At 58.5% G+C, this 26,665-nt stretch carries 27 protein-coding genes and 2 pseudogenes; 25 read left to right on the plus strand and 4 right to left on the minus strand.

What is annotated here, in order from left to right; all coding sequences use genetic code 11:
* Positions 1-709 precede the first annotated feature (709 nt).
* The 25 genes and pseudogenes from BN1189_RS07255 (at position 710) to BN1189_RS07375 (ending at position 22,435) form a co-directional block, all read left to right on the plus strand.
* Entirely contained in the window at positions 710-2,323 is a 1,614-nt protein-coding gene (locus tag BN1189_RS07255) for a spore germination protein (RefSeq protein ID WP_040226895.1), read from the plus strand.
* A complete protein-coding gene (locus BN1189_RS07260) occupies positions 2,316-3,494 on the plus strand; it encodes a Ger(x)C family spore germination protein (protein ID WP_040226897.1) in 1,179 nt (392 codons plus the stop codon). The genes BN1189_RS07255 and BN1189_RS07260 overlap by 8 nt, the downstream gene beginning before the upstream one ends.
* Before the next feature lie 29 nt (positions 3,495-3,523).
* Positions 3,524-4,636 carry a GerAB/ArcD/ProY family transporter gene (locus tag BN1189_RS07265; RefSeq protein ID WP_040226899.1) on the plus strand — a complete coding sequence of 371 codons (1,113 nt, stop codon included), beginning with the start codon at positions 3,524-3,526 and terminating at the stop codon, positions 4,634-4,636.
* Positions 4,637-4,724: 88 nt separating this feature from the next.
* On the plus strand, positions 4,725-5,486 hold the full coding sequence (locus BN1189_RS07270; protein ID WP_040226901.1) for an HIRAN domain-containing protein: 762 nt from the start codon (positions 4,725-4,727) through the stop codon (positions 5,484-5,486).
* 283 nt (positions 5,487-5,769) lie between these two features.
* The gene (locus BN1189_RS07275) at positions 5,770-6,393 is read left to right on the plus strand and encodes a hypothetical protein (protein WP_040226903.1); all 624 of its coding nucleotides are present in this window, start codon (positions 5,770-5,772) and stop codon (positions 6,391-6,393) included.
* On the plus strand, positions 6,390-7,148 hold the full coding sequence (locus BN1189_RS07280; RefSeq protein WP_040226905.1) for a cytochrome c biogenesis CcdA family protein: 759 nt from the start codon (positions 6,390-6,392) through the stop codon (positions 7,146-7,148). The genes BN1189_RS07275 and BN1189_RS07280 overlap by 4 nt, the downstream gene beginning before the upstream one ends.
* 16 nt (positions 7,149-7,164) lie before the next feature.
* Complete coding sequence (locus BN1189_RS07285; protein ID WP_040226906.1) at positions 7,165-7,749, plus strand: TlpA family protein disulfide reductase; 585 nt, start codon at positions 7,165-7,167, stop codon at positions 7,747-7,749.
* A gap of 38 nt (positions 7,750-7,787) precedes the next feature.
* Positions 7,788-8,471, plus strand: coding sequence for a response regulator transcription factor (locus BN1189_RS07290; RefSeq protein WP_040226907.1), 684 nt, complete (start codon positions 7,788-7,790; stop codon positions 8,469-8,471).
* A complete protein-coding gene (locus tag BN1189_RS07295; protein WP_040226908.1) occupies positions 8,458-9,534 on the plus strand; it encodes a sensor histidine kinase in 1,077 nt (358 codons plus the stop codon). Before BN1189_RS07290 ends, BN1189_RS07295 begins: the two co-directional genes overlap by 14 nt.
* A 370-nt stretch (positions 9,535-9,904) precedes the next feature.
* Positions 9,905-10,252: a DUF3467 domain-containing protein gene (locus tag BN1189_RS07300; protein ID WP_040226909.1), complete on the plus strand. Its 348-nt coding sequence runs from the start codon at positions 9,905-9,907 to the stop codon at positions 10,250-10,252.
* 1 nt (position 10,253) lies between these two features.
* Positions 10,254-10,715: a hypothetical protein gene (locus BN1189_RS07305; protein ID WP_052455732.1), complete on the plus strand. Its 462-nt coding sequence runs from the start codon at positions 10,254-10,256 to the stop codon at positions 10,713-10,715.
* The gene (locus tag BN1189_RS15830; RefSeq protein WP_143242267.1) at positions 10,699-11,067 is read left to right on the plus strand and encodes a hypothetical protein; all 369 of its coding nucleotides are present in this window, start codon (positions 10,699-10,701) and stop codon (positions 11,065-11,067) included. Before BN1189_RS07305 ends, BN1189_RS15830 begins: the two co-directional genes overlap by 17 nt.
* Positions 11,068-11,088: 21 nt before the next feature.
* Positions 11,089-11,340, plus strand: a pseudogene (locus BN1189_RS07310) (YjiH family protein); the annotation flags it as partial.
* Between the two features lie 161 nt (positions 11,341-11,501).
* Positions 11,502-11,729, plus strand: a complete 228-nt coding sequence (locus BN1189_RS07315; protein ID WP_040226911.1) for a hypothetical protein — start codon at positions 11,502-11,504, stop codon at positions 11,727-11,729.
* Between the two features lie 678 nt (positions 11,730-12,407).
* Positions 12,408-13,487: a Gfo/Idh/MocA family protein gene (locus tag BN1189_RS07320; protein ID WP_040227083.1), complete on the plus strand. Its 1,080-nt coding sequence runs from the start codon at positions 12,408-12,410 to the stop codon at positions 13,485-13,487.
* Positions 13,465-14,358, plus strand: coding sequence for a sugar phosphate isomerase/epimerase family protein (locus tag BN1189_RS07325; RefSeq protein ID WP_040226912.1), 894 nt, complete (start codon positions 13,465-13,467; stop codon positions 14,356-14,358). The genes BN1189_RS07320 and BN1189_RS07325 overlap by 23 nt, the downstream gene beginning before the upstream one ends.
* A 17-nt stretch (positions 14,359-14,375) precedes the next feature.
* Positions 14,376-14,669: a BadF/BadG/BcrA/BcrD ATPase family protein gene (locus BN1189_RS07330; RefSeq protein ID WP_040226914.1), complete on the plus strand. Its 294-nt coding sequence runs from the start codon at positions 14,376-14,378 to the stop codon at positions 14,667-14,669.
* Positions 14,633-15,415: pseudogene (locus BN1189_RS07335) on the plus strand (sugar phosphate isomerase/epimerase family protein); the annotation flags it as partial. The gene BN1189_RS07330 and the pseudogene BN1189_RS07335, both read left to right, overlap by 37 nt.
* Positions 15,416-15,432: 17 nt before the next feature.
* Positions 15,433-16,404 (plus strand): N-acetylglucosamine kinase, encoded by a 972-nt coding sequence (locus BN1189_RS07340; protein WP_040226916.1) that lies wholly within the window; start codon positions 15,433-15,435, stop codon positions 16,402-16,404.
* 153 nt (positions 16,405-16,557) lie between these two features.
* Positions 16,558-16,914, plus strand: a complete 357-nt coding sequence (locus BN1189_RS07345) for a glyoxalase superfamily protein (RefSeq protein WP_040226919.1) — start codon at positions 16,558-16,560, stop codon at positions 16,912-16,914.
* A gap of 381 nt (positions 16,915-17,295) precedes the next feature.
* Entirely contained in the window at positions 17,296-17,982 is a 687-nt protein-coding gene (locus tag BN1189_RS07350) for a FadR/GntR family transcriptional regulator (protein ID WP_257125395.1), read from the plus strand.
* 426 nt (positions 17,983-18,408) lie between these two features.
* On the plus strand, positions 18,409-19,095 hold the full coding sequence (locus BN1189_RS07360) for a FadR/GntR family transcriptional regulator (RefSeq protein WP_257125395.1): 687 nt from the start codon (positions 18,409-18,411) through the stop codon (positions 19,093-19,095).
* A gap of 13 nt (positions 19,096-19,108) precedes the next feature.
* The gene (locus tag BN1189_RS07365; protein ID WP_040226923.1) at positions 19,109-20,332 is read left to right on the plus strand and encodes a CynX/NimT family MFS transporter; all 1,224 of its coding nucleotides are present in this window, start codon (positions 19,109-19,111) and stop codon (positions 20,330-20,332) included.
* A gap of 139 nt (positions 20,333-20,471) precedes the next feature.
* Positions 20,472-21,842: a YecA family protein gene (locus BN1189_RS07370; protein WP_040226925.1), complete on the plus strand. Its 1,371-nt coding sequence runs from the start codon at positions 20,472-20,474 to the stop codon at positions 21,840-21,842.
* 77 nt (positions 21,843-21,919) lie between these two features.
* A complete protein-coding gene (locus BN1189_RS07375; RefSeq protein ID WP_040226927.1) occupies positions 21,920-22,435 on the plus strand; it encodes a hypothetical protein in 516 nt (171 codons plus the stop codon).
* Positions 22,436-23,218: 783 nt separating this feature from the next.
* Here BN1189_RS07375 and BN1189_RS07380 read toward each other — a convergent pair.
* The 4 genes from BN1189_RS07380 to BN1189_RS07395 are packed head-to-tail and all read right to left on the minus strand — an operon-like array spanning position 23,219 to position 26,579.
* Positions 23,219-24,004, minus strand: a complete 786-nt coding sequence (locus BN1189_RS07380) for an energy-coupling factor transporter transmembrane component T family protein (RefSeq protein WP_040226928.1) — start codon at positions 24,002-24,004, stop codon at positions 23,219-23,221.
* The gene (locus BN1189_RS07385; protein WP_040226930.1) at positions 23,985-25,412 is read right to left on the minus strand and encodes an ABC transporter ATP-binding protein; all 1,428 of its coding nucleotides are present in this window, start codon (positions 25,410-25,412) and stop codon (positions 23,985-23,987) included. Before BN1189_RS07385 ends, BN1189_RS07380 begins: the two co-directional genes overlap by 20 nt.
* Positions 25,405-25,986, minus strand: a complete 582-nt coding sequence (locus tag BN1189_RS07390) for an ECF transporter S component (protein ID WP_040226932.1) — start codon at positions 25,984-25,986, stop codon at positions 25,405-25,407. The genes BN1189_RS07385 and BN1189_RS07390 overlap by 8 nt, the downstream gene beginning before the upstream one ends.
* The gene (locus tag BN1189_RS07395) at positions 25,983-26,579 is read right to left on the minus strand and encodes a YkoF family thiamine/hydroxymethylpyrimidine-binding protein (protein WP_040227087.1); all 597 of its coding nucleotides are present in this window, start codon (positions 26,577-26,579) and stop codon (positions 25,983-25,985) included. The genes BN1189_RS07390 and BN1189_RS07395 overlap by 4 nt, the downstream gene beginning before the upstream one ends.
* Between the last annotated feature and the right edge of the window lie 86 nt (positions 26,580-26,665).

Consider the following 26,665-nt stretch of genomic DNA (forward strand, 5'->3'; position numbering starts at 1 on the left):
TGAGATGCCTGGGAAGGCCGGAAAGGCCACCCGGGCATCTTCTTTGGTTTGTTCCGATATCCGGTCAGAGCTTGACTTTTTATTACAAGAAAGCTGTATTTACTGCAGATTGCCGACCCTGCAAGCAAGGTTTCCATTTCCACAATTCGGGAACAATAAAACAAGGACCAAGTCGGAGGGAGGCCGGGATGATGGAGCATTCCGTGGAGTATATGATGTTCACATATGAGTTGTCCCGCTTGCATATAGATCATCGTCTTTGCCAGGACTACGAGATGCGACTGCAGATCGCAAGGGACATCGACCTGCTGGAACGGGCAATAGGTGAATTGCAATGATCGTTTATGACGGTCATTTTTTTTATTGGTGTTTGGAACCCTTGATGCTCATCCCCCTTCGCGTTATGAAAATAAAGGTGGATGCCCCGAAACTAAAGCTGGACCCTCCGAAACTAAAGCAAGAGTGCGCACAGACGTCCGGGTTCGCTTGTAATCAACACAATAGTAAGGGCGATGCGTTTCCTCCGAATATATTTGAAAATTCCCCGCTCCGAGGGGCAACCCGACTGTCCCCAAGCATGTTGCTCAAGATTCTATAGATCAAAACTCATACCAACCCGCCCCACCACGTATAACCCCACCCTCACTCTCCCATACTGACCAACAACCAATCTCGACCAGAGGTTGCGAGTCAGAAAGGGGAGTGTCGGATGGGGTTTTTCAATTTGAATAAGGATGCCGGCTCCTCGTCGTCTCCGTCGGGCGGGCAGGCCGTCGCCCCAGAAGCCGCTCTCCAGTCTTCGCTCGAGGAGAATCTCCGCGGGCTGAAGGCGACGCTCGGTCAGAGTTCTGATGTGATTTGCCGGGAGTTTATGATCGGCAACGATCAGCCGGTCAAGGCCGGTCTCCTTTATACGGACGGGTTGACGGATACGGCGGCTTTGCAGGATTTCATCCTGGAGTCGCTCATGCTGGATCTGCCTCCGAAGGACGAGCCGCAGTCCACGGATTCTCTCGTCACTGCGTTGAAAGACAGTGCGCTGACGGTCGGTGAAGTGAAGGAGGTCACGTCGGTCGCTGTTCTATTGAAGGGTCTTCTTTCCGGAGAGACGATTTTGTTGATTGACGGCAGTGCGACCGGCCTGATGGTTTCGAATAAGAAGTGGGTGGAGCGCGGGGTGACCGAGCCGAATTCCCAGACGGTCGTGAGAGGCCCGAGGGAGTCATTTTCGGAGAATATCCGGGTGAATACGGCGCTGATCCGCAGGCGGGTGAAAGATCCGAATCTGTGGATCGAGCCGAAGACGATCGGTGTCCGTTCCAAGACGAGTGTGGAATTGATGTATATCCACGGAGTCGTGGATGATCAGGTCCTGGACGAGCTGCGCCGGCGGCTGGACCGGATCGACATCGACGGGATCCTCGACAGCGGCCATGTGGAAGAGCTCATCCAGGACACCGGCTTTTCGGTGTTTCCGACGATCTTGAATACGGAGCGGCCGGATGTGACGGCGGCTGCGTTATTGGAGGGCCGGGTCGCGATTTTGGTTGATGGATCGCCGTTTGTTTTGGTCGTGCCGGCATTGTTCATGCAGTTCTTTCATTCTCCTGAGGATTTCACCCAGCGGGTCGGGTTCGCGAGTTTCGTCCGGCTGCTTCGTTATTTTTCCGCGGCGATTGCGTTGCTGATGCCGGCTTTGTTCATCGCCATTACGACATTCCATCCGAATATGCTGCCGCCGCCTTTGCTGATCAGTCTGGCCGCTCAGCGGGAAGGGGTGCCGTTCCCGACGTTCATTGAAGCGATGCTGATGGAGATCGCGTTTGAAATTTTGCGGGAGGCGGGTCTGCGGATGCCCCGTTCAATCGGTTCGGCCATTTCGATTGTCGGGGCGATGGTGATCGGGACGGCGGCGGTCGAGGCGGGTTTTATTTCGGCTGCGATCGTCATCATCGTTTCGATTACGGCGATCGCAAGTTTCGTGACGCCTGTGTATGACATGGGATTTGCCATCCGGCTTATGCGTTTCGGTTTTATGGTATTGGCGGCGGTTTTCGGCTTGTTCGGCATTACGATCGGGCTGATTGCCCTAGTTTTGCATCTGTGCGGCCGGCGTTCGTTCGGTGTGCCGTATTTGACTCCGATGGCGCCGTTCAACTGGTCCGGCCAGAAAGATGCCATCATCCGCCTGCCGATCTGGATGATGCGAAACCGCCCCCGTTTGATCAGCCGTCAGAATCCGGTGAGGCAACAGCCGATGGCGGATGCAAAGCCGAAGCCGCCGGGTTCCGGAAACTCGGAAGGAGCGGGAGAGAATGGGTAAGCGCCTGATCGGATGGATTTGCTGTTGCCTGCTCCTGGCCGGATGCTGGGATCAGCGGGAGCTGAATGAGCTGGCGATTGTCGTGGCGTTCGGAATCGACAAGGCGGAGGAAGGCTACCGGGTGTCCGCCCAGGTCGTTGTTCCGTCGGAGGTTTCGTTTCAGACAAGTGCGGGGCGTTCTCCGGTCACGATTTACGAAGCGGAAGGTGAAACGGTGTTCGAGGCGATCCGGAAAATGACGAAGGAATCGCCTCGGCGGATCTACCCCGGGCACCTCCAGATTTTGGTGATCGGTGAGGGGCTGGCGCGGGAAGGGATCCGGGATACGCTGGATCTGATGAACCGGGACTGGGAGATCCGGTCCGACTATTCGGTCGTCATTTCAAAGGACCGGCTGGCGTCGGACATCTTGAGCGTGTCCACGACGATCACGAACATCCCGGCCGGCAAACTGTTCGAGACGCTGGAGACCTCGCACAAAAGCTGGTCGTCGACCCACGTCAAGAAGCTCCATGACGTCATCACCGACATCACGAGCGACGGAAAAGATCCGGTCCTGACAGGCGTTCAGATGACCGGGGACCCGGAGTCCGGCTCGGACAAGGGGAATGTCGATCAGATCCTGCCGGCATCCCGGCTTTTCTATGACAATCTGGCCGTATTCCAGGCAGACCGGCTCGTCGGCTGGCTGAACGGGACTGAAAGCGAAGCCTACAATTTCACCGTCGGGTCAATCAAGAATACGGTGAAAGTGATTTCCTGCCCGAAAGGCGGACAGACGACGATTGAAGTGACGAAGGCGGAATCCAAGATTGAGGCCAGTTTCCCGGACGGGGAGCCGGCAATAAACATTCGTGTGGATGCGCAAGGGAATGTCGGTTCGGTTGAGTGCGACGTGGACTTGATCGATCTCAAAACATTGCCTGAGCTTGAAAAAATTTTCGCGAAGAAGCTCGCCGGGGATATCGAAGAGACGGTCGCGAGCATCCAATCGCGGTATGATGCGGACATTTTCGGATTCGGCGAAGTGATCCACCGGGCCGACCCGGCTAAGTGGAATCGGATGAAAGGTGAATGGAAGGAAGTCGGCTTCCCGGAAACCCCCGTCACGGTGGACGTGAAAATGAAAATCGAATGGACGGGCACGGTGCTGAATTCTTCACTGCAATAACCGGAAGGAAAAAAGGAGGGCGGCGGCCCATGGATCAAGTGAAAATCAGCTCTTACCAGTTTCTCGTGCTCGTCACCTTTTTCTCCGTCGGGACGAGTTTGCTGGCGGTTCCGGCCATCCTCGCAGAGAGGACGGGGCAGGATGCATGGATTGCTGCGGCCATCGGCTCGGCGGTGAGCGTGGCGATCGTTTCCTTTTACGTGTGGCTGGCCTGCAGGTTCCCCGGCTTGACCTTCATCGAAATGATTGAACTGCTCCTCGGGAAATGGATTGGCAGGCTGGTGACCCTGTTTTTCGTACTGGCGGCGATGACGTTCACGGCGACACTTCTGTATTATTCGGGAAGCTTTCTCAAAATCGAGGTGATGCCGAGGACGCCCACGCTGATCCTCAACCTTTTTATAGGAGCTGTCATCGTGCAGGGGGTGTACGTAGGCCTCGAAACAATCGCCCGGTCCGCGGAAATTTTCATTGGTGTATTTCTCCTGCTTTTCGGGTTCCTGCTCGTTTCCCTGTTGCCCCAGGTCAAGTTTGAGCAACTCATGCCCGTCTCGGTAGCGGGGGCGGGCGACATTGCCTGGGCCGCCTTCTCGGTCGCCGAAGTGTCCGGCCTGACTACGGTCGTCTTGCTCGTCGTGTTTCCGGCTTTCACGAAAGATATGAAGAAATCAGGGTACTCCTTCTTGATCGGCAATCTGATCGCGGGGATTCTCGTCACCGCGCTGACATTTTTGAGCATCGTCATCCTCGGTGCCGAGAACACGGCAAGGCAGCATTTTCCTGGATACGAGCTGGCGAGGCGAATCCACCTGGGGAATTTTGTGCAGCGGGTCGAGTCCCTCATGGCGGGTCTATGGGTGATCACTCTTTTCTTCAAGGCGTCCCTTTACTTTTTCGCGGCCGTCTACGGCACCGCCCGGCTGTTCAAGTTGTCCGACTACCGGCGCCTGACTTTGCCGCTCGGCGGCGTAGCGGTGATTTTGTCGCTGACCCTTTTCCCGAACATCATGGCGTTCAAAAACTGGAACACGACAATCGGGGCGGGGATCTCCATATCGGTCGGGGTGGCGTTGCCGCTGCTGCTGGCAGTGGTGTACGGGTTGAGGAGGAAGGGGTTGAAGAGAGCGGGGAAGGTTGGGTGAGGAGGGTGTTTGATAGAAAGATGGTTAAAGCATATCATTCCTTTAAGAGGGGAAAAGCTATTTGAATGGGCGAGAGAGGAGGAATATGATGGAGAACAGTGAAGTAAGGACCCTTTTGGTCGTTTGGCAGAATAAAGAGACAAGGTTATTTTATCACATCGGAACCCTGTCTAATTTTGACGACCACTTTGAATTCGAGTATACGCAAAACGTCAACAGACCCCGGAAATTGAGGGATGCACTGCAAAATGGATATATGTTGCATCCTGCTTTTCCGCAGATTGATAAGAAGTATATTTCACCGCAGCTATTTCCTGCCTTCGACCGTCGGATTCCTTCTGCGGATCGCGTTGATTATGTGACCATTCTTAATGACCTGCGTTTAAATCAGAATGCAGACCGAATGGATATACTACGAGAAACCCGAGGGCGTTTGGCAAATGATACCTATTCATTCGAGCAACCCCTGAGGATAGGAGTAGATGGCAAAATCAGATCTCAATTTTATATACACGGGATGCGCCATCGAAAGCTTCCGGGAAATTGGGGAGATATACTAAGGAAAAATAAAAGTCTCCGGCTTGTCCCGGAAGAGGATAATACTGCTGATGAATTTGCGGTTGCCGTTTATACAGAGGATATTCATATCGGATATGTCCCTAACTTCTACAGTCAGGCCGTCTCCTCGCTGATCCACAACGGTGCGAAATCCCAAATGAAGGTTGTCTCAGTAAAAGAGAAGTCCACTCCGCACTGGTGGGTAAAAGTCGAGTTTGAATCCTCTGTTCCTGATTTGGATGTATATGATTCGGAAGATTTGAAGACAGCCATGCTGGCGATCGCAGTCTGACTCAACTCCTTGGGGCCGTTGCCTTAAGGGGTTTTTTTAGGTTAAGTTTCGGTAGGGGACGGGATGGAAAATGAAAGGGAATGGAGCAGGGCCCGTGACAGGGAGAAAGCTGTCGCGGGCCCTTTTATTTTTTCCAAAACGTGCACCAACATCTACAACAACGGCATCCGTCTTTCCTGTTGGTTGGAAGGCGAACCTCCGCTTTTGTTAATTTCCCTCTTCCCTTTCATCAAACTTTCACATTGCGCTTGTAAGATGAAAGGGCAGATGGGAGGGGACAGGGATGCTGGCAGCGGAGCGGATGATGGAAGCCGGGTTGGTCGTTTTAAGTCTGGCCGCCGGCACGGGGGCGGCGGCCTTGCTGACGGGCGGGAAGGGGTTCATGGGTCAGGCGGCTTCGGTTTTGGCCGATTTCGTTATCTTCCTGTGGGTCGGCAAGATCGTGCTGAATATCGGGCTGTTCGTGCGGGATCCGGTTTCCGTTTTAGCTTATCCTGCGGGCTCGTCTGCTTTTTACGTATCGGCGGCGCTGACCGCGGTGTCGGCCCGTTTCAGATGGAGGCGGGAGCCGCCGCCGGCCGGATTCTTCGCCTTTCTTTTGAGGGCGTTGTTCTTGTCCGCTTTTTTCTTTGAGTTTGCCGGGTACTTCCCGGACCGTCACGGGGCGGCCTTGCCGAACTTGCTGCTTTACGGAGTGCTGTCTGCGGTTAGCGTGGCTGTTCCGCTCCGGGAAATCCGGTTCGTCCGGTGGGCTGCACTTCTTTGGGGAGCGGGGGTCGCCGTCGTGGCGATGGCGTCCCCGCTCGTCACGCTGTTCGGTTTCGTCCTTTCTCCGTGGTTTGTTTTGCTTGTTTGTTTCGCCATCGTTTCATTTACTTTGATCAAATCGAAAGAAGGGATTTCATGAGTATGATCACTGCGGACACGGCGCTGTTGCTCGGTCTGGCACTCGCGCTCGGGGCAGGGGCGGTGTCGTTTCTGTCGCCGTGTGTGCTGCCGCTGTTTCCGGCTTATCTTTCCTATATTACCGGCGTCAGCGTCAAGGATATCCAGGAGGACCGGTCGGCGCCTGTCCGGAGGAAGCTCCTCAGCCATGCGCTTGTGTTTCTGGCCGGCATTTCGATCGTCTTCGTCAGCCTCGGGGCCGGCGCTTCATTCGTCGGGCAATGGATGCAGGACCTGCTGACCGGGGATTCTGGGCTGCTCATCCAGCGGCTTGCCGGTATTTTCATTATTTTTATGGGATTTTTCGTGGCGGGGTGGATTCAGATCCCGGCGTTCATGAAGGAGCGGCGCTTTCAGTATACGAAGTCCACGACGAGTTTTGCAGGGACGTTTTTCGTCGGGGTCGGCTTTGCGGCGGGCTGGACGCCGTGCATCGGACCGATTTTTGCGTCCATTCTCATGCTCGCCGCCGCGCAGCCGGGACAGGGGCTGCTGTATACCATTTTTTATGTGATCGGGTTTGCGGTTCCGTTTCTCGTGCTTACGTTCTTTATCGGTTCTTCGAAGTGGCTCGTGCGGAAATCCGGCATCATCGTCAAAATCGGCGGCGTTCTCATGATCGCCATGGGTCTCATTCTGTTCCTTGGCCTGATGCCGCGGATCGCCGCTTTCCTGCTTGATCTGATCAGTGATTCTTGGCTTTCCAAATTGGGATGAAAGGGAGCGTTGCGGAATGAAGCGTACGATACTTGGACTCGTTTTGATCGCCATGATCGGCTGGGTGCTCGTTGACTTTGTCGGCAAAGATGTCGCCGAACCCGACAGCGGGCGGACCCCGGTCCTTTCCACGAACACGGAGGATGAGGGAGTGGAAGAGGCCGCGGCCCAAGATACGGTCGGGGTCGGCCGGGGCCAGATCGCTCCGGACTTTGAGCTCCGGACGCTGGAAGGGGAGACCGTCAGGCTGTCGGATTACCGGGGGCAGCGCGTGTTCATCAACTTCTGGGCGACGTGGTGTCCGCCGTGCCGGGCGGAGATGCCGGATATCCAGAAGATTTCCGAGGAGGAGGATGTCGCCGTGCTTGCGGTCAATCTTGCCTACACGGAGAAGGACCCGGGGGATGCCGGCCGGTTTGCGGAGGAGTTCGGCTTCACATTCCCGATGCCGCTCGATGAAGACGGCCGGCTCGCCGAGGAGTACCGGGTGTTCGCGTACCCGACGTCTTATATGATCGATTCGGAAGGCCGGGTGCAGTTCGTCGCGATGGGTGCGATGAACTATGACATGATGCGGCGCGAGCTGTCCAAGCTGAAATGACGGACCGGTCTGTGTAGGATAAAGGCGGAGGGATTGACGTGAAACAGACGATTATGATTGTCGAAGACGACCGGATGATCCGCGGACTGATCCGCCTTTATCTTGAAAAAGCGGGCTACCGGGTCGTGGAGGCCGGTGACGGCGAAGAAGCGAAGGCCGTGTTTCTGGACACGCAGCCGTGCCTCGTCATTTTGGACCTCATGCTGCCGAAGCTGAGCGGCGAAGAGGTCTGCGCGTGGATGAAGGAGCAGTCGCCCGATGAAGCGGCTGTCATCATGCTGTCGGCCAAGACGAGGACCGAGGATAAGGTGAACGGTCTGCAGATCGGCGCGGATGGCTACTTGACGAAGCCGTTCGAGCCCGAGGAACTGCTTGCCCATGTGGAGGCTGTTTTGAGAAGGACCGGACGTTTTTGCCAAAAGCTCGTGTACGGCGGACTCTGCCTGAAACCGCTGAAAGGCGAAGTCTGGCTGGGCGACGAACAGGTCCGGCTCACATCCCACGAGTTCCGGCTGCTCCATCATTTCATGAAGCATCCGAATCTGATCTTCAGCCGGGAGTCGCTGATTGATGAGCTTTATCCGGACGACAGCCGGGCCGTCATGGACCGGACAATCGATGCACATATCAAGAAGCTTCGGGAAAAGATCGAGGAGGATCCGTCTTCGCCGAGCAGGATCCGGACCGTGAGGGGGATGGGCTATAAATTTGCTGTGGAATAAAATCAGGGGCTTTTTCCCGAAAACCTTCTTCTGGCGGCTCACGCTCCTGAACATCACCATCACGGCGCTGTTCATCGTGGTGAGCAGCTGGGCCATTTATAGCACGGCCTGCTTTCTCGTGGAAGGCATGGGCGGCAGCGGCCGTGCCGATGCGTTCCGCGCCAGGCTGCGGACGGACCTTTGGGTGTTCAGCATCGCCGCCATTTCCGTCGGCGGCTTTTTCCATATCCGGATGAACCGGACGCTCGTCCGTCCGCTCCAGTTGCTGATCGGTTCGATCAAGGAGCTGAAGGCCGGCGGCGCCCCCGGTCCGGTGCAGGCCCGGACGGACGGCGAGATGGAAGAACTGATCCGCCATTTCAATGAACTGTCCGGCCAGCTCCAGCACAACCGCCGCCAGCAGAAGAAGCTCGTTTCCGACCTGTCCCATGAGATCCGGACACCGGTCACGAACCTCAACGGTTATTTGAACGCCCTGAAAACCGGCATGGTCGAGGGCAGTCCGGAGCTCTATGAAGCGCTTCACCAGGAGACCCGGCGGCTCATTGACCTTCTGGAGCAGTTCGACCAGCTGAAGGAGTGGGAAAACAGCAGCCACGAACATTTTCTCGACAAGAAACCGGCCGCGGTCAGGGAAGTGACGGCGCAGGCCGCCGGCATGTTCAGCTGGCAACTGGAGGACCGGGGCATCCCGTTCGAAATGAATGTCGAGCCTGCCGTTTTCCCGATGGACCGCCATGCCATCGCGCAAGTGCTCGCCAACCTTCTCGACAACGCCATCCGCTACTACGACGGCCCCGGCCCGGTCCGCCTCACCGGCCAATCCGGGGACGGCCGATATGAACTCGCCGTCGAAGGACCGGGCCTCCCCATCCCGACCGACAGCCAGGAAATCATATTCGAACGCTTCGCCCGCATGGAGCCCTCCCGTCACCGCTCCCTCGGCGGAGCCGGCCTCGGCCTCGCAATCTCCAAAGAAATCGTCGAACGCCACGGCGGCGAAATCGGCGTCGACACGGACGGGCACGTGCACCGGTTCTGGTTTTGGATTGGGGCGGCGTGAGAGGGCGGGTGAGTGGATAAAAGCAACGCTTCGCTCCGGGTTTTATACAATATACTGGACGCACTCTTGAAACGTTGTGTATCTGAGCTGAGACGTTGTTTATCTTAGCTGAAACGTTGTGTATCTGGACTGAAACGTTAATTAGCTAAGGCGAGACGTTAATTAGCTAAGGATGCAGACGCCGTACGAATTAGTGGTACCTCCCTGTTGCATACCGGTGATGGCCGCGTGATAATATTCTTAATTGGATTTGGCCATGCTCACTTTGTAGTCGGAATTGGGTATGTAAATGAGAGGTCTGTATAAGAGGATTTCACGCAGGTTGGTCGAATACTCAATATACAAGAACTACGTCGGGAGGAAATGAAGCATGGAGGAATCTAAGGGAGCTCCAGAAGTGAAACTAAATTTTAAATACAAGTTTGAAGAAAAGTATAACCCTGTTTATGTTAATGGTGCTTTTGGAGGAGTAAATTCTCAAGGCGAAATTGTGGCGAATTTCTATTTTGAGCGGATGCCGATTCCCTATAGCGAAGAATTGAACATTAACGAAAAGGGAGAAGTTATCGGGTCGGAAGTGGTCGATCCGGAGGTCCCGGTGGCAGCCATTCGTTATATTGAAACAGGGATCATCATGAACTTGGAACATGCCAGACAGTTCCATGATTGGTTGGGCACTCATATACAAAGATTAGAACACTCTAAAGGCGGTGAATAATATGGTCATCATGCATACAAGTTCTTCCAATGAGACTGTTCACCCTGCTTTATTCAACCGGAGAAAAACGAATAATAATCTACTTGAGAATCAGACTGCCTCATTTAATCCGGGATTTCTTATGTCTGCAAGCAGACTCAATGAAAATCGGGAACGTCTTCAGCTAATGAAATCACTGCAGTTTGGTTGGGATGGAGAGCATGCACAAGAAATTTCTCTTTCATTAATCCAAAATGTAGAGTATATGATTTCAGATCTCATTTATCAACCGGAAATCCAGCCTACGGCTGCCGGATCCATTCAACTGGAGTACGAAAGGGAAAACGGTGATTACCTGGAAATTGAATTGACAGATGAGGAGATGGAGATCTTTAAGTCACTTTCACGGGGAATCGAAACATTGGAGGTTGCTGAGTTATCTTCCAACAGAATTAACAGGGAACTGAATGATTTTTATGCTTAAAGACGAAGAAATTTTATACCGTGCCATCGGTCCCGCTCCTTTCCATTGGAGTACACAGGCCAATCGCCCATCTTCAGCTGCATTCTATGATAAGAATGGACTTTCGGTTGACCGAAAAGGGAACAGAGACCAAGAAGAGATTGTGGAATTGTTTTCCAAACGTTTTAAGCTGAAGGCTGTGGTATCTATATCTGCCCATACATGCATGGGAATTGAAGTGCATCCGGCTGCAGCTCCGAGTCGAAGCAATCGTTGGCATGCCGAATTGCATGATTCTCCTGATGAGAAACTTATACAGAAATCCAAGCGCTTACAGTTGGCACGACTGTGCCGGCTGGTATACATAAAGTGAATAGCCGATGAGGAAACCATCCCGACGATGCTCGTCGGCTTCGCGGACATGTTCTTGCCGTCGGTCATCGGCAGCGGCATCGAGAGCGAAATCACCCGGTTCGTCGTCGGCGCGCTGTCACTCACACAGCTCGTCTACATGTCGGAAATCGGCATCCTGATCCTGCGCTCGAATATCCCGGTAAGCTTCCTCGACCTATTCGTCATCTTCGTCCAGCGCACGGTGATCACGTTGCCGATTATCGTGCTCATTGCACATTGGTTGGTGTTTTAAGAAGGACAAGAGGGCGGCCTGCGGGCTGCTCTTTTTTGGTGGGGGGGTGAGGAGGGGTTGAACGGATACGTCCGGCTTTCATTGCACAAAGTGCCTGCCCTGCGTGTTTGGCAATACCCGATTCAGCCCATACTAATCCACGAAAAGAGGAGGGTTGATCGATGGTTCCAAACGTCCAGTGCATTGAATGCGGCAGGGAATTTGCGGCGGTGCAGTCTCCGGATCCCGAGCGCTGCGGGGATTGCTATACGCCGGTCGAGCCGGTGGAGGCGGGGCAGGACGGGCCGAGTGTGTTTGTCGAGGATCCGCATGATTCGAAGGTGGAAGATGTGTACGATCCGAACCCGGATGATCTGGAGCCGGGCGACTATGAGCAGCAGATCCCTTGAGCGCCATGAGAAACAGGCTGATTACCGTATGCGTAATCAGCCTGTTTTCGTTTGGGCATGCTTCTCGATCTTCGGGATATAAAATGACCCGCCGTGGTCCACGTTGCGAAGCCTTTTAGGACGAGTGTCAACTTCAAGGTCTCGGATGTCAACTTTCGCCGTGCGAGTGTCAATATCGATAGGGTGAGCGTCAACTTCAGGGTCTCGGGTGTCAACTTCGGGAAGTGAGCGTCGTTTTTGAGGGGCCGGAAGAGAAGTTTCTCAAGCCCCCTGCGGGAAATACAGTATGGGTTTGTCTCGCAGGGCGGATTTCCATGGACGGGAAGTGATCAGGCGAGAAAAAGGTACCCACTCGCGACGGATTGCTGCCGACTCGGCTTTGATTGCCACCCACTCGCATCCGAAAGTGGGCCGCCCGGAAGTGATTGCGGCTCACTCGGGATGGAAAGCGGCTTACTCGGACTCGAAAGCGGCTCACTCGGAAGCAATTGCGGCTCACTCGGCCTCGAAAGCGGCTTACTCGGGACCAAAAGCGGCTCACTCGCCCAGCCGCCGCCCTTTCCCCGCCCCAGCGCCTTCCCCGAAAATCCATTCTCCTGTCGTGAAACCCGTCCGCGGCCCATATAGTGAAGGAAAGTCACCGGACGGTCGGACGCGGCGGGAAAGGGGGGCGAGATGGTGAAACAGTTGAAGGTGGGGGTCATCGGGGCGGGGATGATTTCGGATTTTCATTTGCAGTCGTATAAGCGGAATGCCCGGGTGGAGCTGGTCGGGGTGTTTGATTTGTCGATGGAGCGGGCGACGGAGAAGGCGGGCCGGTTCGGGGTGAGGAAGGTGTTCGGTTCGCTGGATGCGCTGCTGGAGGATCCGGAGATTGAGGCGGTGAGCATTTGCACGTGGAATAATACGCATGCAGAACTCGCAGTCAGGGCGCTGCAACACGACAAGCATGTGTTGGTGGAGAAGCCGCTGGCGATGGGTTATGCGGAGGCGTTGAAGGTGCGGGATGCGGCGGAGGGGAAGGGTCGGGTGTTCCAGGTCGGGTTCGTGCGGCGGTTTGCGGCGAATTCGCGGGTGTTGAAGCGGTTTATCGATGATGGGGCGCTTGGTGATATTTATTATGCGAAGGGGACGTGCATCCGGCGGATCGGCAATCCGGGCGGGTGGTTTTCGGACCGGTCGCTTGCGGGCGGGGGGCCGCTGATCGATCTTGGCGTTCACCTCATCGATATTTGCTGGTATTTGATGGGGAGGCCGAGGCCGGTGCGGGTGACGGGGCGGACGTTCGATCCGCTCGGCAACCGGGGGCATGTGGAGAATCTGGATTTTTATAAGGCGTCGGATTATAGCGCGGATAAGAATGAAGTAGAGGATCTGGCGGCGGCGATGATCACGTTCGAGAACGGGGCGGTGCTGATGCTGGATGTGTCGTTCAGTCTGCATGCGCGGAAGAATGAGACGGGGATCCGGCTGTACGGGACGAGGGGCGGTGCGGAGCTCGAGCCGGAGCTGATGCTCGTGTCGGAGGCGCACAATACGATCTTGAACATCGAGCCGCAGATCGATCATCCGACGCTTGATTTTGATGAGGCGTTTGCGGCGGAGATCGATCATTTTGTTGCGTGCTGCCTGGGGGACGGGGCGACGGCCGCGCCGCTTGAGGACGGGCTGGCGGTGATGAGGATGCTGGACGGCGTTTATGAGTCGGCGAGAACCGGACGGGAGGTCGTGTTTGATGACGATCCGGATGGCGAATAAAGTCGGGGTGATCACGGACAACTTCCGGCTGCCGCTCCGGGAGGCGTTGCGGAAGGCGAAGGAGCTGGGCGCGGACGGGGTGCAGATGTATGCGGTGTCGGGCGAGCTGGATCCTGCGCAAATGAGCCCGGCCAAGAGACGGGAGCTCGCGGGTTTTATTGCCGGGCTCGGTCTTGAGGTTTCTGCGCTTTGCGGGGATCTCGGCGGGCATGGGTTTCAGGACCGGGCGGCGAATCCGGGGAAGGTCGAGAAGTCGAAGCGGATCATCGATTTGGCGAAGGAGCTCGGGGCAGATATCGTGACGACGCATATCGGGATTGTGCCGGAGGATGAGTCGGGTCCGGTGTACGAGGCGATGCAGGCGGCGTGCGGGGAGCTGGCGGCGTATGCGAAGAGTGTGGACGGGTTCTTTGCGATCGAGACGGGGCCGGAGCCGAGCGCGCGGCTGAAGAAGTTTCTGGATTCTCTTCCGGGCGACGGGGTGTCGGTGAATTTTGATCCGGCGAATCTGGTGATGGTGACGGGCGACGATCCTGTACAGGGGGTGCATCTGCTGAAGGAGTATATCGTTCATACGCATGTGAAGGACGGGGTGCGGCTGCGGCCGGCCGATCCGAGGGACGTGTACGGCATGCACGGGTATAATCAAGGCAGTTCGCACGGCGAGATTGCGGAGATGGTCGAGCGGGGGGAGTTTTTCCGCGAGGTTCCGCCCGGGGAGGGGGCGGTCGATTTCGATGCGTATTTCCGGGCGTTGCAGGCGATCGGATATGACGGGTATTTGACAGTCGAGCGGGAAGTGAGGGCGGATCCGGTGCGGGATATCGCGGAGGCGGTGCGGTTCATCAACCGGTACCGGTTTCCGCCGTGAAGGGAGGGGGCGTTCGGATGACGGTTTTAGGTATTGACGGCGGCGGGACGAAGACGGCGGCGGTCGTGTGCGGGCTGGACGGGCAGGTGCTCGCGCGTGCGGAGGCCGGCCCGAGCAATCCGACGGTGATGAAAGCGGATGAGTTTTCGGCGGTGCTGTCGGGGCTGTTCAATGAGCTGCGGGCGCGGGACGGGGCGGCGTTCGGGCAGATTTCGGCGGCGCATTTCGGGATGAGCGGCGTAACGGAGAGCGGGAATGAGCGGCTCGTGGNNNGTATGCGGTGTCGGGCGAGCTGGATCCTGCGCAAATGAGCCCGGCCAAGAGACGGGAGCTCGCGGGTTTTATTGCCGGGCTCGGTCTTGAGGTTTCTGCGCTTTGCGGGGATCTCGGCGGGCATGGGTTTCAGGACCGGGCGGCGAATCCGGGGAAGGTCGAGAAGTCGAAGCGGATCATCGATTTGGCGAAGGAGCTCGGGGCAGATATCGTGACGACGCATATCGGGATTGTGCCGGAGGATGAGTCGGGTCCGGTGTACGAGGCGATGCAGGCGGCGTGCGGGGAGCTGGCGGCGTATGCGAAGAGTGTGGACGGGTTCTTTGCGATCGAGACGGGGCCGGAGCCGAGCGCGCGGCTGAAGAAGTTTCTGGATTCTCTTCCGGGCGACGGGGTGTCGGTGAATTTTGATCCGGCGAATCTGGTGATGGTGACGGGCGACGATCCTGTACAGGGGGTGCATCTGCTGAAGGAGTATATCGTTCATACGCATGTGAAGGACGGGGTGCGGCTGCGGCCGGCCGATCCGAGGGACGTGTACGGCATGCACGGGTATAATCAAGGCAGTTCGCACGGCGAGATTGCGGAGATGGTCGAGCGGGGGGAGTTTTTCCGCGAGGTTCCGCCCGGGGAGGGGGCGGTCGATTTCGATGCGTATTTCCGGGCGTTGCAGGCGATCGGATATGACGGGTATTTGACAGTCGAGCGGGAAGTGAGGGCGGATCCGGTGCGGGATATCGCGGAGGCGGTGCGGTTCATCAACCGGTACCGGTTTCCGCCGTGAAGGGAGGGGGCGTTCGGATGACGGTTTTAGGTATTGACGGCGGCGGGACGAAGACGGCGGCGGTCGTGTGCGGGCTGGACGGGCAGGTGCTCGCGCGTGCGGAGGCCGGCCCGAGCAATCCGACGGTGATGAAAGCGGATGAGTTTTCGGCGGTGCTGTCGGGGCTGTTCAATGAGCTGCGGGCGCGGGACGGGGCGGCGTTCGGGCAGATTTCGGCGGCGCATTTCGGGATGAGCGGCGTAACGGAGAGCGGGAATGAGCGGCTCGTGGAGGAGACGGCGCGGCAATTTTTGCCAGACGGGTGCCGGCTTTCGGTGTCGAATGATTCGCTGAATGCGCTCATGTCGGGGACTTTGGGGGCGCCGGGGATCGTCCAGGTCGCGGGCACGGGGGCGGTTACATATAGTCTGGACGATGCGGGCGGCGAGCACCGGGTCGGCGGATGGGGCTGGCTGGCCGGCGATGAGGGGAGCGGTTATGACCTCGGGATCCGGTCGCTCCGGAGCGTGTTCCGGGCGTATGACGGGCGGGGGCCGGAGACCGGATTGACTGCGTCAGTGCTCGGCCATTTCGGGGTGGCGTCGGTGCCGGAATTGATACCGGTTTTGTACGGGGACGGTGGCGGTGTGCACCCGCGCAGCCGGATCGCGCCGCTCGGCCGGTATGTGACGGAACTGGCGCGCACGGATGAAGCGGCCGGCGGGATTGTGCGTGTGGCTTGTGACGGGTTTTTCGATTCGATCGTCGCCTGCTTTCGTAAGAGTGAATTCCATGGGAGTGAGATTCCGGTCGTGCTGGCGGGCGGCGTGTTCACCGACTTCGGGGTGTTTGAGGAGGAGTTGGAGAAGCTGCGGGCGGGGAGCGGGTTCCGTTTCCGGTTCGTCCGGCCGGTCCTGCCTCCGGTCGGCGGTGCGGCGATCGCGCCTTTGGGGCTGGACCGGAGGGACGCGGAGGCGTTTGCGGCGAGGTTTAATGGGAGCTACGGGTGATGGATGGAGGGGGGCGGCAGGGACTTGCGACACTCGGGGCGGAACTTGCGTCACTCGCGTCCGAACTTGCGTCACTCGTCCGGTTTTCCCGGTATTTCCCCTTTGCCGCATGTTATACTATCGGGTGAAATCAAGAGGCGAGGGGTGATTGGGATGGTCATTCCGATTCTGCGGATGTTTGATCCGGAGAGGACTTACGCATTTTATAGGGATTATCTCGGGTTCACCATCGTCTGGGAGCACCGGTTTGAGGAGGGCATGCCGCTCTACGCTGAGCTGTCCCTGGATGGGAATGTGATCCATCTGAGCGAGCACCACGGCGACGCGACGCCGGGAAGCGCGGTGCGCATCCGGCTGGATGATTTGGAAGCCTTCCTCGGCCGGCTCAGGAAGCAGGACTATCCGTTCATGAATCCGGAAATCGAGCGGGTTCCGTGGGGAACGGACGAACTGACTGTGCTCGATCCGTCATCCAATCGGATTGTGTTTTATGAAGAAAGCCGGGAATAACCAGTCGATCCCGCCCATTTATCAGGAGCGCCTTTCCATTGGGGAAGGTGTTTTTTGCGTGGGTCGGAATTCTTTCTTTAGTTTCAGAGCGTCCAGCTTTAGTTTCAGAAGGTCCAGCTTTAGTTTCGACCCGCCCACCTTTAGTTTCACAATTAATCCATGCCGCCCACGCCAAACTCGCGTCACTCGGACGCCAACTTGCGTCACTCGGGCGCGAACTTGCGTCACTCGCGGCCAAACTTGCGTCACTCACGCCGAAACTCGCGTCACTCGCCCGCCACCCCGCTCCGCCCCACCTCGTCCCCCCATTTACACACCCGCCCGCCGCATGTTATACTCTCATTCGTCCAATCATCCTACAAATTTCGAGAGGTGAGGCAGTTGACGGGGATTTCGAAGGCGAGCCGGTCGTCGCTCGTGGATCAGGTGGCGGGGCAGATGGAGGCGCTCATTGATTCGGGGAAGTGGCCGGTCGGGGAGCGGATTCCGACGGAGATGGAGCTGGTCGACGAGTTTGACGTGAGCCGCAATACGCTTCGGGAGGCGGTCCGCGCGCTCGTTCATGCGGGTCTGCTGCAGTCGAGGCAGGGGAGCGGCACTTATGTGTCTTCTTCGAGCGTGCTTGAGGCCGCCATCCGCAAGCGGGTGGACCGGGCCGATGTGCTCGAGACGCTCGAGGTGCGGCATGCGCTTGAGCGGGAGGCGGCCCGGCTGGCGGCGATCCGGCGGTCCGGGGAGAACCTCGATGAGATGCGGGCGCTGCTGTCGGAGTGCCGGGCGGCGATGGAAAGCGGGGACGGCCGGGCGTATCTGGCCGCTGACGCTGCGCTGCACAAGGCGGTCGTCCGGGCGTCCCATAATTCGGTGCTCGTCGATCTGTACGGCCATCTCGCCGATCCGCTCGCCGCGTCGATCCGGAATATCCTGGATGCCTCTTCAGACGAAAATATCCAATACCAGTACCACGACACGCTCATCGACGCCATTGCCGGCCGGAATCCGGACCGGGCGATGGCGGCGGTCAACGAATACATCACGCAGTTCAAACAAACACAGATTCAGCAATAAATGGAGGCACAGCATGAGGGTACAACAACAAGACTTACTGCAACCAACTGAACAAAAAGTAAAAATGATCGCGAGCGCAGAGATGCTGTTCATTTTCCTGGCGATCATCAGCGTCGCGATGAACCTGCGGGCGCCGCTCACGTCGGTCGGCCCGCTCGTCGCCGAAATCCGGACGAGCCTCGGCATTTCAAGCCTCGCCGCCGGGTTCCTGACGACTTTGCCGCTGCTGGCATTCGCCGTCCTGTCGCCGTTCGCGCCGAAACTCGCCCGGCGGTTCGGCATGGAGACGACGCTGTTCTTCGCGTCGATCATCCTGACGGCGGGANCCCGCTCCGCCCCACCTCGTCCCCCCATTTACACACCCGCCCGCCGCATGTTATACTCTCATTCGTCCAATCATCCTACAAATTTCGAGAGGTGAGGCAGTTGACGGGGATTTCGAAGGCGAGCCGGTCGTCGCTCGTGGATCAGGTGGCGGGGCAGATGGAGGCGCTCATTGATTCGGGGAAGTGGCCGGTCGGGGAGCGGATTCCGACGGAGATGGAGCTGGTCGACGAGTTTGACGTGAGCCGCAATACGCTTCGGGAGGCGGTCCGCGCGCTCGTTCATGCGGGTCTGCTGCAGTCGAGGCAGGGGAGCGGCACTTATGTGTCTTCTTCGAGCGTGCTTGAGGCCGCCATCCGCAAGCGGGTGGACCGGGCCGATGTGCTCGAGACGCTCGAGGTGCGGCATGCGCTTGAGCGGGAGGCGGCCCGGCTGGCGGCGATCCGGCGGTCCGGGGAGAACCTCGATGAGATGCGGGCGCTGCTGTCGGAGTGCCGGGCGGCGATGGAAAGCGGGGACGGCCGGGCGTATCTGGCCGCTGACGCTGCGCTGCACAAGGCGGTCGTCCGGGCGTCCCATAATTCGGTGCTCGTCGATCTGTACGGCCATCTCGCCGATCCGCTCGCCGCGTCGATCCGGAATATCCTGGATGCCTCTTCAGACGAAAATATCCAATACCAGTACCACGACACGCTCATCGACGCCATTGCCGGCCGGAATCCGGACCGGGCGATGGCGGCGGTCAACGAATACATCACGCAGTTCAAACAAACACAGATTCAGCAATAAATGGAGGCACAGCATGAGGGTACAACAACAAGACTTACTGCAACCAACTGAACAAAAAGTAAAAATGATCGCGAGCGCAGAGATGCTGTTCATTTTCCTGGCGATCATCAGCGTCGCGATGAACCTGCGGGCGCCGCTCACGTCGGTCGGCCCGCTCGTCGCCGAAATCCGGACGAGCCTCGGCATTTCAAGCCTCGCCGCCGGGTTCCTGACGACTTTGCCGCTGCTGGCATTCGCCGTCCTGTCGCCGTTCGCGCCGAAACTCGCCCGGCGGTTCGGCATGGAGACGACGCTGTTCTTCGCGTCGATCATCCTGACGGCGGGAATCTTCCTCAGGATGATCGCCGGCACGGGCACGCTGTTCACCGGGACGCTCTTCATCGGGCTCGGCATCGCGTTCGGCAACGTGCTCATTCCGGGACTGATCAAGTCAAGCTTCCCGAATCACATCGGCGTCGTGACCGGGATCTATGCGGTATCGATGAACCTGTGCGCCGCGATCGCGTCCGGTCTCAGCGTCCCGGTGTCCGCCAAGCTCGGATGGAACGGCTCGCTCGGCTACTGGGGCTTCATTTCGCTTGCGGCGATCCTTGTTTTATTGCCCCGCGTGAAGCTGCGCCGGGGAGAGGCAGCTTCGGCGACGGCCGGCCAGCCGACCGCGAACCTCATGAAATCGCGGCTGGCGTGGAACGTCACGGTGTTCATGGGCCTCCAGTCGCTCATGTTCTACACGATCGTCGCGTGGCTGCCGGAAATCCTGAAAGAACAGGGCGTGACGGCAAGCGCGGCCGGCTGGATCCTGTCGCTCATGCAATTCGCACTCATTCCGTTCACATTCATCATCCCGGTCATCGCCGGCAAGATGAAAAGTCAGATCCCGCTCGTCTGGGCGACCGCGGCGCTCTTCATCCTCGGAACGCTCGGCATCCTGACGGGGATCGGCGGCACCGCGCTCATGCCGGTGTGGGCCGTCCTGATCGGCATCGGCGGGGGCTCTGCATTCAGCCTCGCGATGATGTTCTTCAACCTGCGCACCCGCAGCCCGCAGGAAGCATCGGAACTGTCGGGCATGGCCCAGTCGTTCGGCTACCTGCTCGCGGCGACCGGCCCGGCGCTGTTCGGCATTTTCCACGACGCCACCGGCAGCTGGACCTTGCCGCTCTGGATGCTCCTAGTCGTCTCGTTCATCATCCTCATCACAGGCCTCGTCTCAGGGCAGAACCGGCAAGTGCAATAACGGCTTTTACGATAAGACCATCCGCGAACGGGGTTCCCGTGTGCGGATGGTCTTTCGCTTTTGGGCGCGGTCCGCCTGCCGGTACGGCCCAATCCCTGTATAATGGCAGGAAAGACAATCGGTGAACGGAGGGCTTTTAATGAATGAACAGGATTTGATGGATTACATCACGGCGGCGGTCGGGTTTTACGGCGTCGTCCCGCAGAAGAAAGTGGCGGAGCTTTATTCGAAGCAGGTCGGGGAGCTGAGCTATCCGGAGCTCCGGGAGTTTGTGGCAAGGGAGAAGGCCGGTCTCCGGGAGCGGGGCGTTTGCCTCGAGGGGACGCTGTTCGTGCACCGGCAGATCCATGAGGGCGGCAAGACCGACGAGTACACCGGGGCCGCTCACGGCAAGCGGTATTTCGTTCCGGAGAAGGAGGAGCTTCTGCGCTACTCGGACGAGTCGTATGTCGAGGAGACCGAACAGGCGGCGGCTTTGAAGACGTACGCGAAAGAGGAACTCGGCTATGACGACGGCCGGGTGAATGAACTGTTTCAGGCAGTGAAGGAGGCGTCGCGGAAAATCGGCGTTGCCGGGGAGATCGATCTGATGGGCGTCCTGTCGGAAGACCGGTTCCGGGCGGACGAGGAGCAGGACCATCAGCAGCTGAGGCAGATGGCGGCGATCATGCTGAACCATATGCGGAGCTGGGCGCACCGCGGCCACACGGGGGCGGAACTCGGTGAAGGGGTGCTGGCCCGCGGCAGGCTTCCGGAACTGGACCCGCGGTCGGAGGAAATCGCCGACTACATCGCAGCGGCCACTCATCTGTATGGCGTCGTACCGGCCGGCAAAGTGGCGGAGATCTATAATGAACAGAACGGTGCGGACCTCCGGGCGGCCGACCTGATGGACATGCTGGAAGATCCGGGCTTCGCCGAGTGGATCGACCGGAAATTCGTCTTCGTCAAAGGGCGGGAGTTCGTCGATGAAGTTATTGAGGAAGAGGGGGAGCTCGATTATTACCGGGCGCGTGCCAACGGGAAACCGTACTACGTGCCGCCGAAAGAGGAGCTCCTCCGCTACGCGAACGCCAACTACTACGAGGAGACGCCGCAGGTCGCGGCATTCCGGAAATACGCGAAGCGGCATTTCTTCCCGGGAGATGAAGCCGGGCTCGAAAACTGGGTCGACACGGCGCATTTCTACATCACGGCAGAGCCGGCACCGACGAAGGCCATGTCGGCGCTTCTCGAAGACGCCGGCGCCATCCCGAGCGAACAGCAGCTCATGGAGATTTTCCCGCTGTACGTGGAAATGTCGAACAACACGAGGATTTGGGAAAACCGGGGCCACACCCCGAACGAACTGGCCGGCGCCGGTCCGGTGAACCGCTTTGCCGGAAGCCGCATGCCTTCATTTGAAGCACCACCCGTGCATCCCGTCACCGTCCAGAAAATCGGCCGCAACGACCCGTGCCCGTGCGGAAGCGGGAAGAAGTATAAAAAGTGCTGCGGGAAGGCGCAGTGAGCCGGCGGGATAGTTAAAACCTCCCGATTCGGGGAAAGGGATAGGTAACAAGCTGTTCTTTCAGAGGAGGAGATCGGGTGAGGATTCGGAAGGTGGATTTTTTTCACGGCGCACTGACGAACGTATTGCTGAACAAGGGATTTGAAGTGTCGATTCTCGAAGGACATCCGGAAGGCGTATACAAGCTCAAGCGGGACGGCGAAGAATTCGTCGTGTATTCCAAGTACCTGTCGGCGCCTTCGTCGAAGCGGAAAGAAAAATCGATCCGGTGGTCGTTCTCATTCCGGCCGGAAGAAGTGGCGCGGATCCGGGAGCTGGACGATGAATTCGGAAACTGCCACGTGGCGATCGTCGGATCGTACGGCAACCGCCCCGGCGGCGAACTGATCGTCCTCGACATGGACGAGCTGACCCGCTGCATCGGCGGACTGGAGCTTCATGAAAGCTACTGGATCGTCGTGCTGCGGCGGAAACACTACCGCACCCGCGTATACGGCAACGCCCTAAAGCGGAGCGAAGCGTTCATCCCGAAAATGAAAGTCATGGGCGTGCACGTGGACGAAGGCGCCCTGGAAGGCGAAGTTCTGGAATAACCAAAGGAAAAGCACCCGCCGTGGCGGGTGCTTTCGTATTGGAACGGATTTCGCGGTGTGGGGTGGGTGTTAACTTTGGGCGTGCGGGTGTCACGTTTGGGCGAGCGAGTGTTAACTTTCGCAGGGTGAGTATCAACTTTAGAGTTTCAGTATTGGTGAGTGAGTGGGCGTTAAGGCTCGAATAGTGAGTGAGTTTACATAATCCTGGGGGGGATCGTGAAATGTTGTGTATCTGGGTCGAAACGTTGTGTATCTAGGTTGAAACGTTAATTTGCTAGGCTGAGACGTTAATTTGCTGAACTGAAACGTTAATTAGCTAGGCTGAGACGTTAATTTGCTGAGCTGAGACGTTAATTATCTAGGGACCCAGACGCCGCAATTTGAAACGGCGTCAGCCGACACCCAAGCAATCAGAAGGGGAGAAGGCACCCACTCGCTGTGGATTGCCACCGGCTCGGCGTCGAAAGGTCCTCACTCGGGCTTGAAAGCTGCCGACTCGGACCCGATTGCCGCCCACTCACATCCGGAAGAGGCATGCCGTGTCAAATTGCGGCTCACTCGCGTACCAAAGCGGCTTACTCGCGCCGAATTGCGGCTCACTCGGACCCCAAAGCGGCTCACTCGCGCCGAATTGCGGCTTACTCGGGTCCCAAAGCGGCTCACTCGCAGTCCAAAGCGGCTCACTCGTCCCTCAAAGCGCCCACTCACTTTTTCACTCTCCCACACCCCAAATCTCTCACCCGCCCCAAAGGCATCAAACCCTCTCACCACGCCCTAAACCCCTCACCCGCTCCCCAGCAAGAATCCGCTGCTTTCCCCCATGACCACCCCAGCCACGCAACTCCCCACAAGCAGCAGGAGAAAGACGCCGGCGAGGGCGAGGTCCGTAGCTCTCAGCTCCACGGGGCGGTGAAATTCACTACGCGGTTCGCCGGTGAATCCACGGGCTTCCATGGCGAAGGCGGTGCGTTCGGCTTTGCGGACGGCGCCGGCGAGCATCGGGATGAGGAGGCGGCGCATGCCGAGGGCGCGCTGCCACCATCGTTTGCCTTCGTCGGCGCCGCGAAGCCGCTGGGCCTGACGGATCTGCACCAGTTCGTCTTTCAATACCGGGAGGAACTGGTAGCTGACCATCGTGCCGTAGGCGAGTTTCGGCGGGAGTCGGAGTTGCTGCATGAGGCTCATGACGAATGTGACCGGATCGGTGGTGAGGGCGAACAGCAGCGAGAGGCTGGAGAAGGCCATCACTCGGAAGGTGAGGGACCAGGCGCGCGCCCATTGTTCGTCGGTCACGTCGATGCCGAGGAAGGAGCCGATGATTTCTCCGCCGGTGTCGGCGCCGAAGACGAGTGTGGTCCACAGGTAGCCGGCGGCGCCGAGCGTGAACGGGAGCATCATGAGCGCCCACAGTTTCCAGTTGATCCGGCTGGCCGCCGCTTGAAACACGAGGATGCCGATCCAGAAGAGGAGGGGCGTCCACGGGTTGAAGAAGAAGGCCATCGTGAGCATCGCGATGATGACGACGAGAAACTTCACCGACGGGTTCATGTCATGCAAGAGCCGGCTCAAGGCGGGTCGCTCCTTTCGGCGGGATCAAATGATGGTCGGCGAGAAGTGCGGAATCCGCCCAGATGTCCGCGGCCTTGAATTTGCCGGTGAGCCGGCCGTCTTTGATCAGCAAGACCGAGTCGGCGATGGCGGCGGCGAATTCCATGTCGTGTGTGATGATGAGGAACGTCACTCCTTCACGCCGCCTTTCGTCAATCAGGCCGAACAGCTCAAGAAGGGCGGCGGCGTCCTGGCCGGAGGTCGGTTCGTCCATGATGATGACCGGCCGGTTGTCCGCGAGCATGGCGCCGATCGCCACGCGCCGCTTTTGTCCGTGGGAGACGGAGAACGGGTGGGCGTCCGCGATTTCGTCGAGCCGGAGGCGTTCCATCAGATCATCGATGCGCTCTGCGGAGGCGATTCCGGAGAAGGCGAGTTCGTCGCGGACCGACTCGGTCAGGAACAGGAATTCCGGCGATTGGGGCACGTAGCCGACGCCGGGCGCCTTGATCGCCCCGCTTGATTTATAGATGCCGCAGAGCGCTTTCGCGAGTGTTGATTTGCCGCTGCCGTTCGGGCCGGCGATGACGGCGACTTCGCCCTGGTCCAGTCCGAATGACAGCGGGGCGAGGATCTGTTTGTCTTTGATCGTCACTGAAAGTCCGTCCACACCGAGCACGGGTCCCGGCCCGGCAGCGGGCGGCCGTTCCGGGAACCGGACGGGCGGTTTCGGCGAGAACGGCCGGTCTCCGGTGAGCCGTCCGTCCGGTCCGAGTTGGAGTTCCCGGTCGAAAAACCGGTGCCACAGGTCAAGCCGGTGTTCCACCGCGACGACGGTGAGGCCGGTCTGTTTCTGCAGATGGTCCAGCCACCGGACGAGTTCCTCGGCGGTGAGCGGGTCGAGATGGGCGAGCGGTTCGTCGAGGAGCAGCGCGTCCGGCTCCATGACGAGCGCACAGGCGGTCGCAATGCGCTGTTTCTGCCCGCCTGACAGGTTCTGGATGACCGAGTGACGGAAGCCGGAAAGACCGGTGAGTTCCAGCACGTCCGTGATCCGGCGCTCCATCTCGGCCCTCGATACATGCAGGTTCTCAAGTGTGAAGGCGAGCTCCTCCTCGACGGTCGGCATGCAGAACTGCGAGTCGGGGTCCTGAAAGACGGTCGCGACGAGCCGGTTGATCTCGCCCGGATGCCAATCCTCCGACGGCCGGCCGAACAAGGAAAGGCCGCCCGACACGAAACCGTCGCAGTTCGCCGGGTACAGGCGGTTGAGCAAGAAAAGAAGCGTACTTTTGCCGCAGCCGCTCGGTCCGGACAGGACGACCCGCTCGCCGCGTTTGATTTCAAACGAAAGATCGGTGAGCGTGTTCCCCCCGTCATCCGGGAACCGGAACGACATGCGGTCGAGTGCGAAAATGGACTCAGACACGGGCCTCCCCCTTGCCGGCCCGGGAAATGGCGTAGCCGCGGAGTGCACCGGTCGCGAGCAAGCCGTCCGCGAGGTATTTGCCTCCGACGCCGGCAATGAGGATGCCGCTCATCACGCGGAGTCCGAGCATGATCAGGACGAACTTCGGATCAAGCGCCGCGTAGCCGGAGACGAAATAGCCGTAGACGAAGCTGAACACGGCGGAGCCGGCGCCCGCGAGCATCATGACGGGAAGGTTGAACCGCTTGTAGCCGGTCGCCGCGAAAGCCGCTTCCGCACCGAGCCCCTGGATGATTCCGGACAGGATGAGGCGCGGACCGGCGCCGTTTCCGAGCAGGACTTCGATGATCGCGGCGAGCGTTTCGGGCAGGAAGGCGGCGCCGGGCTTCCGGATGATCGCCATGCAGAGGATCGAGACGATGAACCAGATGCCGAACATCCACTCGTAGGCGAGCGGCCCGATGAGCCCCGACCAGATATTGCCGAGATGGACGAAGACGAGGTAGACGATGCCGAAGACGACGCCGAACAGCGACATGAGGATGATTTCCTTCAGCTTCCATGATTTCATCATCGGCCGGCACCTCCGTGGGATGGGCTGTTCACGCTCATCGAGACGGTCATGACGAGGTGGCGGTGCTCATCCGAGCGGGCGTTCGTGAACGCTTCTTCGTAGAAGTCAAATACATCGTGGATATCTCCGTGGATGCCGCTCGCGTAATGCATCGATTCGTTGAAGACGCCGCGTTCCTTCGCCCGGTCGACTTCCCGGTAGATGACTGACATGTAGTCCGGGTTGTTCATCGGATAAAGCGCGAACTGCGAGGAGACGTACTGCCGGGTCTCGTCCCGGTTCAGCAGTTCGTCCGGCTTGTCGAGAAACGCGTCCCCCGCCGAATCTCCCGGGCAGCCGGCCGAGAACGTGCCGTTCAGTGCGACATGCACGCCGGTTTTTGCCGCATGCAGCGTGATCGCCTTGGCGACATTGAACACATGCGCCTGCTTGCCGCGGATGACCGTCGATACGTCGTCGGTATGCATCCAGACGGCGGATGTGTCGGTTTCCTTCAGTGCGCCGGTGATCACGTCGACGAAGCCGTCCGTCATCGGGTTGAGCGTGAAACGGAACCCGGTGATCGGGCTCATTCCGCATTGCAGTTGATCCATGTTGATTTCCCCCTTGTTGAAAATGAACACAAAAAAGCCGCATCCGCGAAGATGCAGCTGAGATTTCTGAAAGCCGTGCGAACACT

Source organism: Bhargavaea cecembensis (assembly GCF_000826125.2).
In the GTDB taxonomy this organism is placed as follows: Bacteria; Bacillota; Bacilli; order Bacillales_A; family Planococcaceae; genus Bhargavaea; species Bhargavaea cecembensis_B.

Excerpts from the sequence above, each read along its gene's own strand:
- BN1189_RS07390 (WP_040226932.1), bottom strand. The coding sequence starts at position 25,986 with ATGATGAAATCATGGAAGCTGAAGGAAATCATCCTCATGTCGCTGTTC.
- BN1189_RS07285 (WP_040226906.1), top strand. The coding sequence starts at position 7,165 with ATGAAGCGTACGATACTTGGACTCGTTTTGATCGCCATGATCGGCTGG.
- BN1189_RS07280 (WP_040226905.1), top strand. The coding sequence starts at position 6,390 with ATGAGTATGATCACTGCGGACACGGCGCTGTTGCTCGGTCTGGCACTC.
- BN1189_RS07270 (WP_040226901.1), top strand. The coding sequence starts at position 4,725 with ATGGAGAACAGTGAAGTAAGGACCCTTTTGGTCGTTTGGCAGAATAAA.
- BN1189_RS07275 (WP_040226903.1), top strand. The coding sequence starts at position 5,770 with ATGCTGGCAGCGGAGCGGATGATGGAAGCCGGGTTGGTCGTTTTAAGT.
- BN1189_RS15830 (WP_143242267.1), top strand. The coding sequence starts at position 10,699 with ATGATTTTTATGCTTAAAGACGAAGAAATTTTATACCGTGCCATCGGT.
- BN1189_RS07315 (WP_040226911.1), top strand. The coding sequence starts at position 11,502 with ATGGTTCCAAACGTCCAGTGCATTGAATGCGGCAGGGAATTTGCGGCG.
- BN1189_RS07365 (WP_040226923.1), top strand. The coding sequence starts at position 19,109 with ATGAGGGTACAACAACAAGACTTACTGCAACCAACTGAACAAAAAGTA.
- BN1189_RS07340 (WP_040226916.1), top strand. The coding sequence starts at position 15,433 with ATGACGGTTTTAGGTATTGACGGCGGCGGGACGAAGACGGCGGCGGTC.
- BN1189_RS07395 (WP_040227087.1), bottom strand. The coding sequence starts at position 26,579 with ATGGATCAACTGCAATGCGGAATGAGCCCGATCACCGGGTTCCGTTTC.
- BN1189_RS07255 (WP_040226895.1), top strand. The coding sequence starts at position 710 with ATGGGGTTTTTCAATTTGAATAAGGATGCCGGCTCCTCGTCGTCTCCG.
- BN1189_RS07325 (WP_040226912.1), top strand. The coding sequence starts at position 13,465 with ATGACGATCCGGATGGCGAATAAAGTCGGGGTGATCACGGACAACTTC.
- BN1189_RS07345 (WP_040226919.1), top strand. The coding sequence starts at position 16,558 with ATGGTCATTCCGATTCTGCGGATGTTTGATCCGGAGAGGACTTACGCA.
- BN1189_RS07260 (WP_040226897.1), top strand. The coding sequence starts at position 2,316 with ATGGGTAAGCGCCTGATCGGATGGATTTGCTGTTGCCTGCTCCTGGCC.
- BN1189_RS07305 (WP_052455732.1), top strand. The coding sequence starts at position 10,254 with ATGGTCATCATGCATACAAGTTCTTCCAATGAGACTGTTCACCCTGCT.
- BN1189_RS07300 (WP_040226909.1), top strand. The coding sequence starts at position 9,905 with ATGGAGGAATCTAAGGGAGCTCCAGAAGTGAAACTAAATTTTAAATAC.
- BN1189_RS07265 (WP_040226899.1), top strand. The coding sequence starts at position 3,524 with ATGGATCAAGTGAAAATCAGCTCTTACCAGTTTCTCGTGCTCGTCACC.
- BN1189_RS07370 (WP_040226925.1), top strand. The coding sequence starts at position 20,472 with ATGAATGAACAGGATTTGATGGATTACATCACGGCGGCGGTCGGGTTT.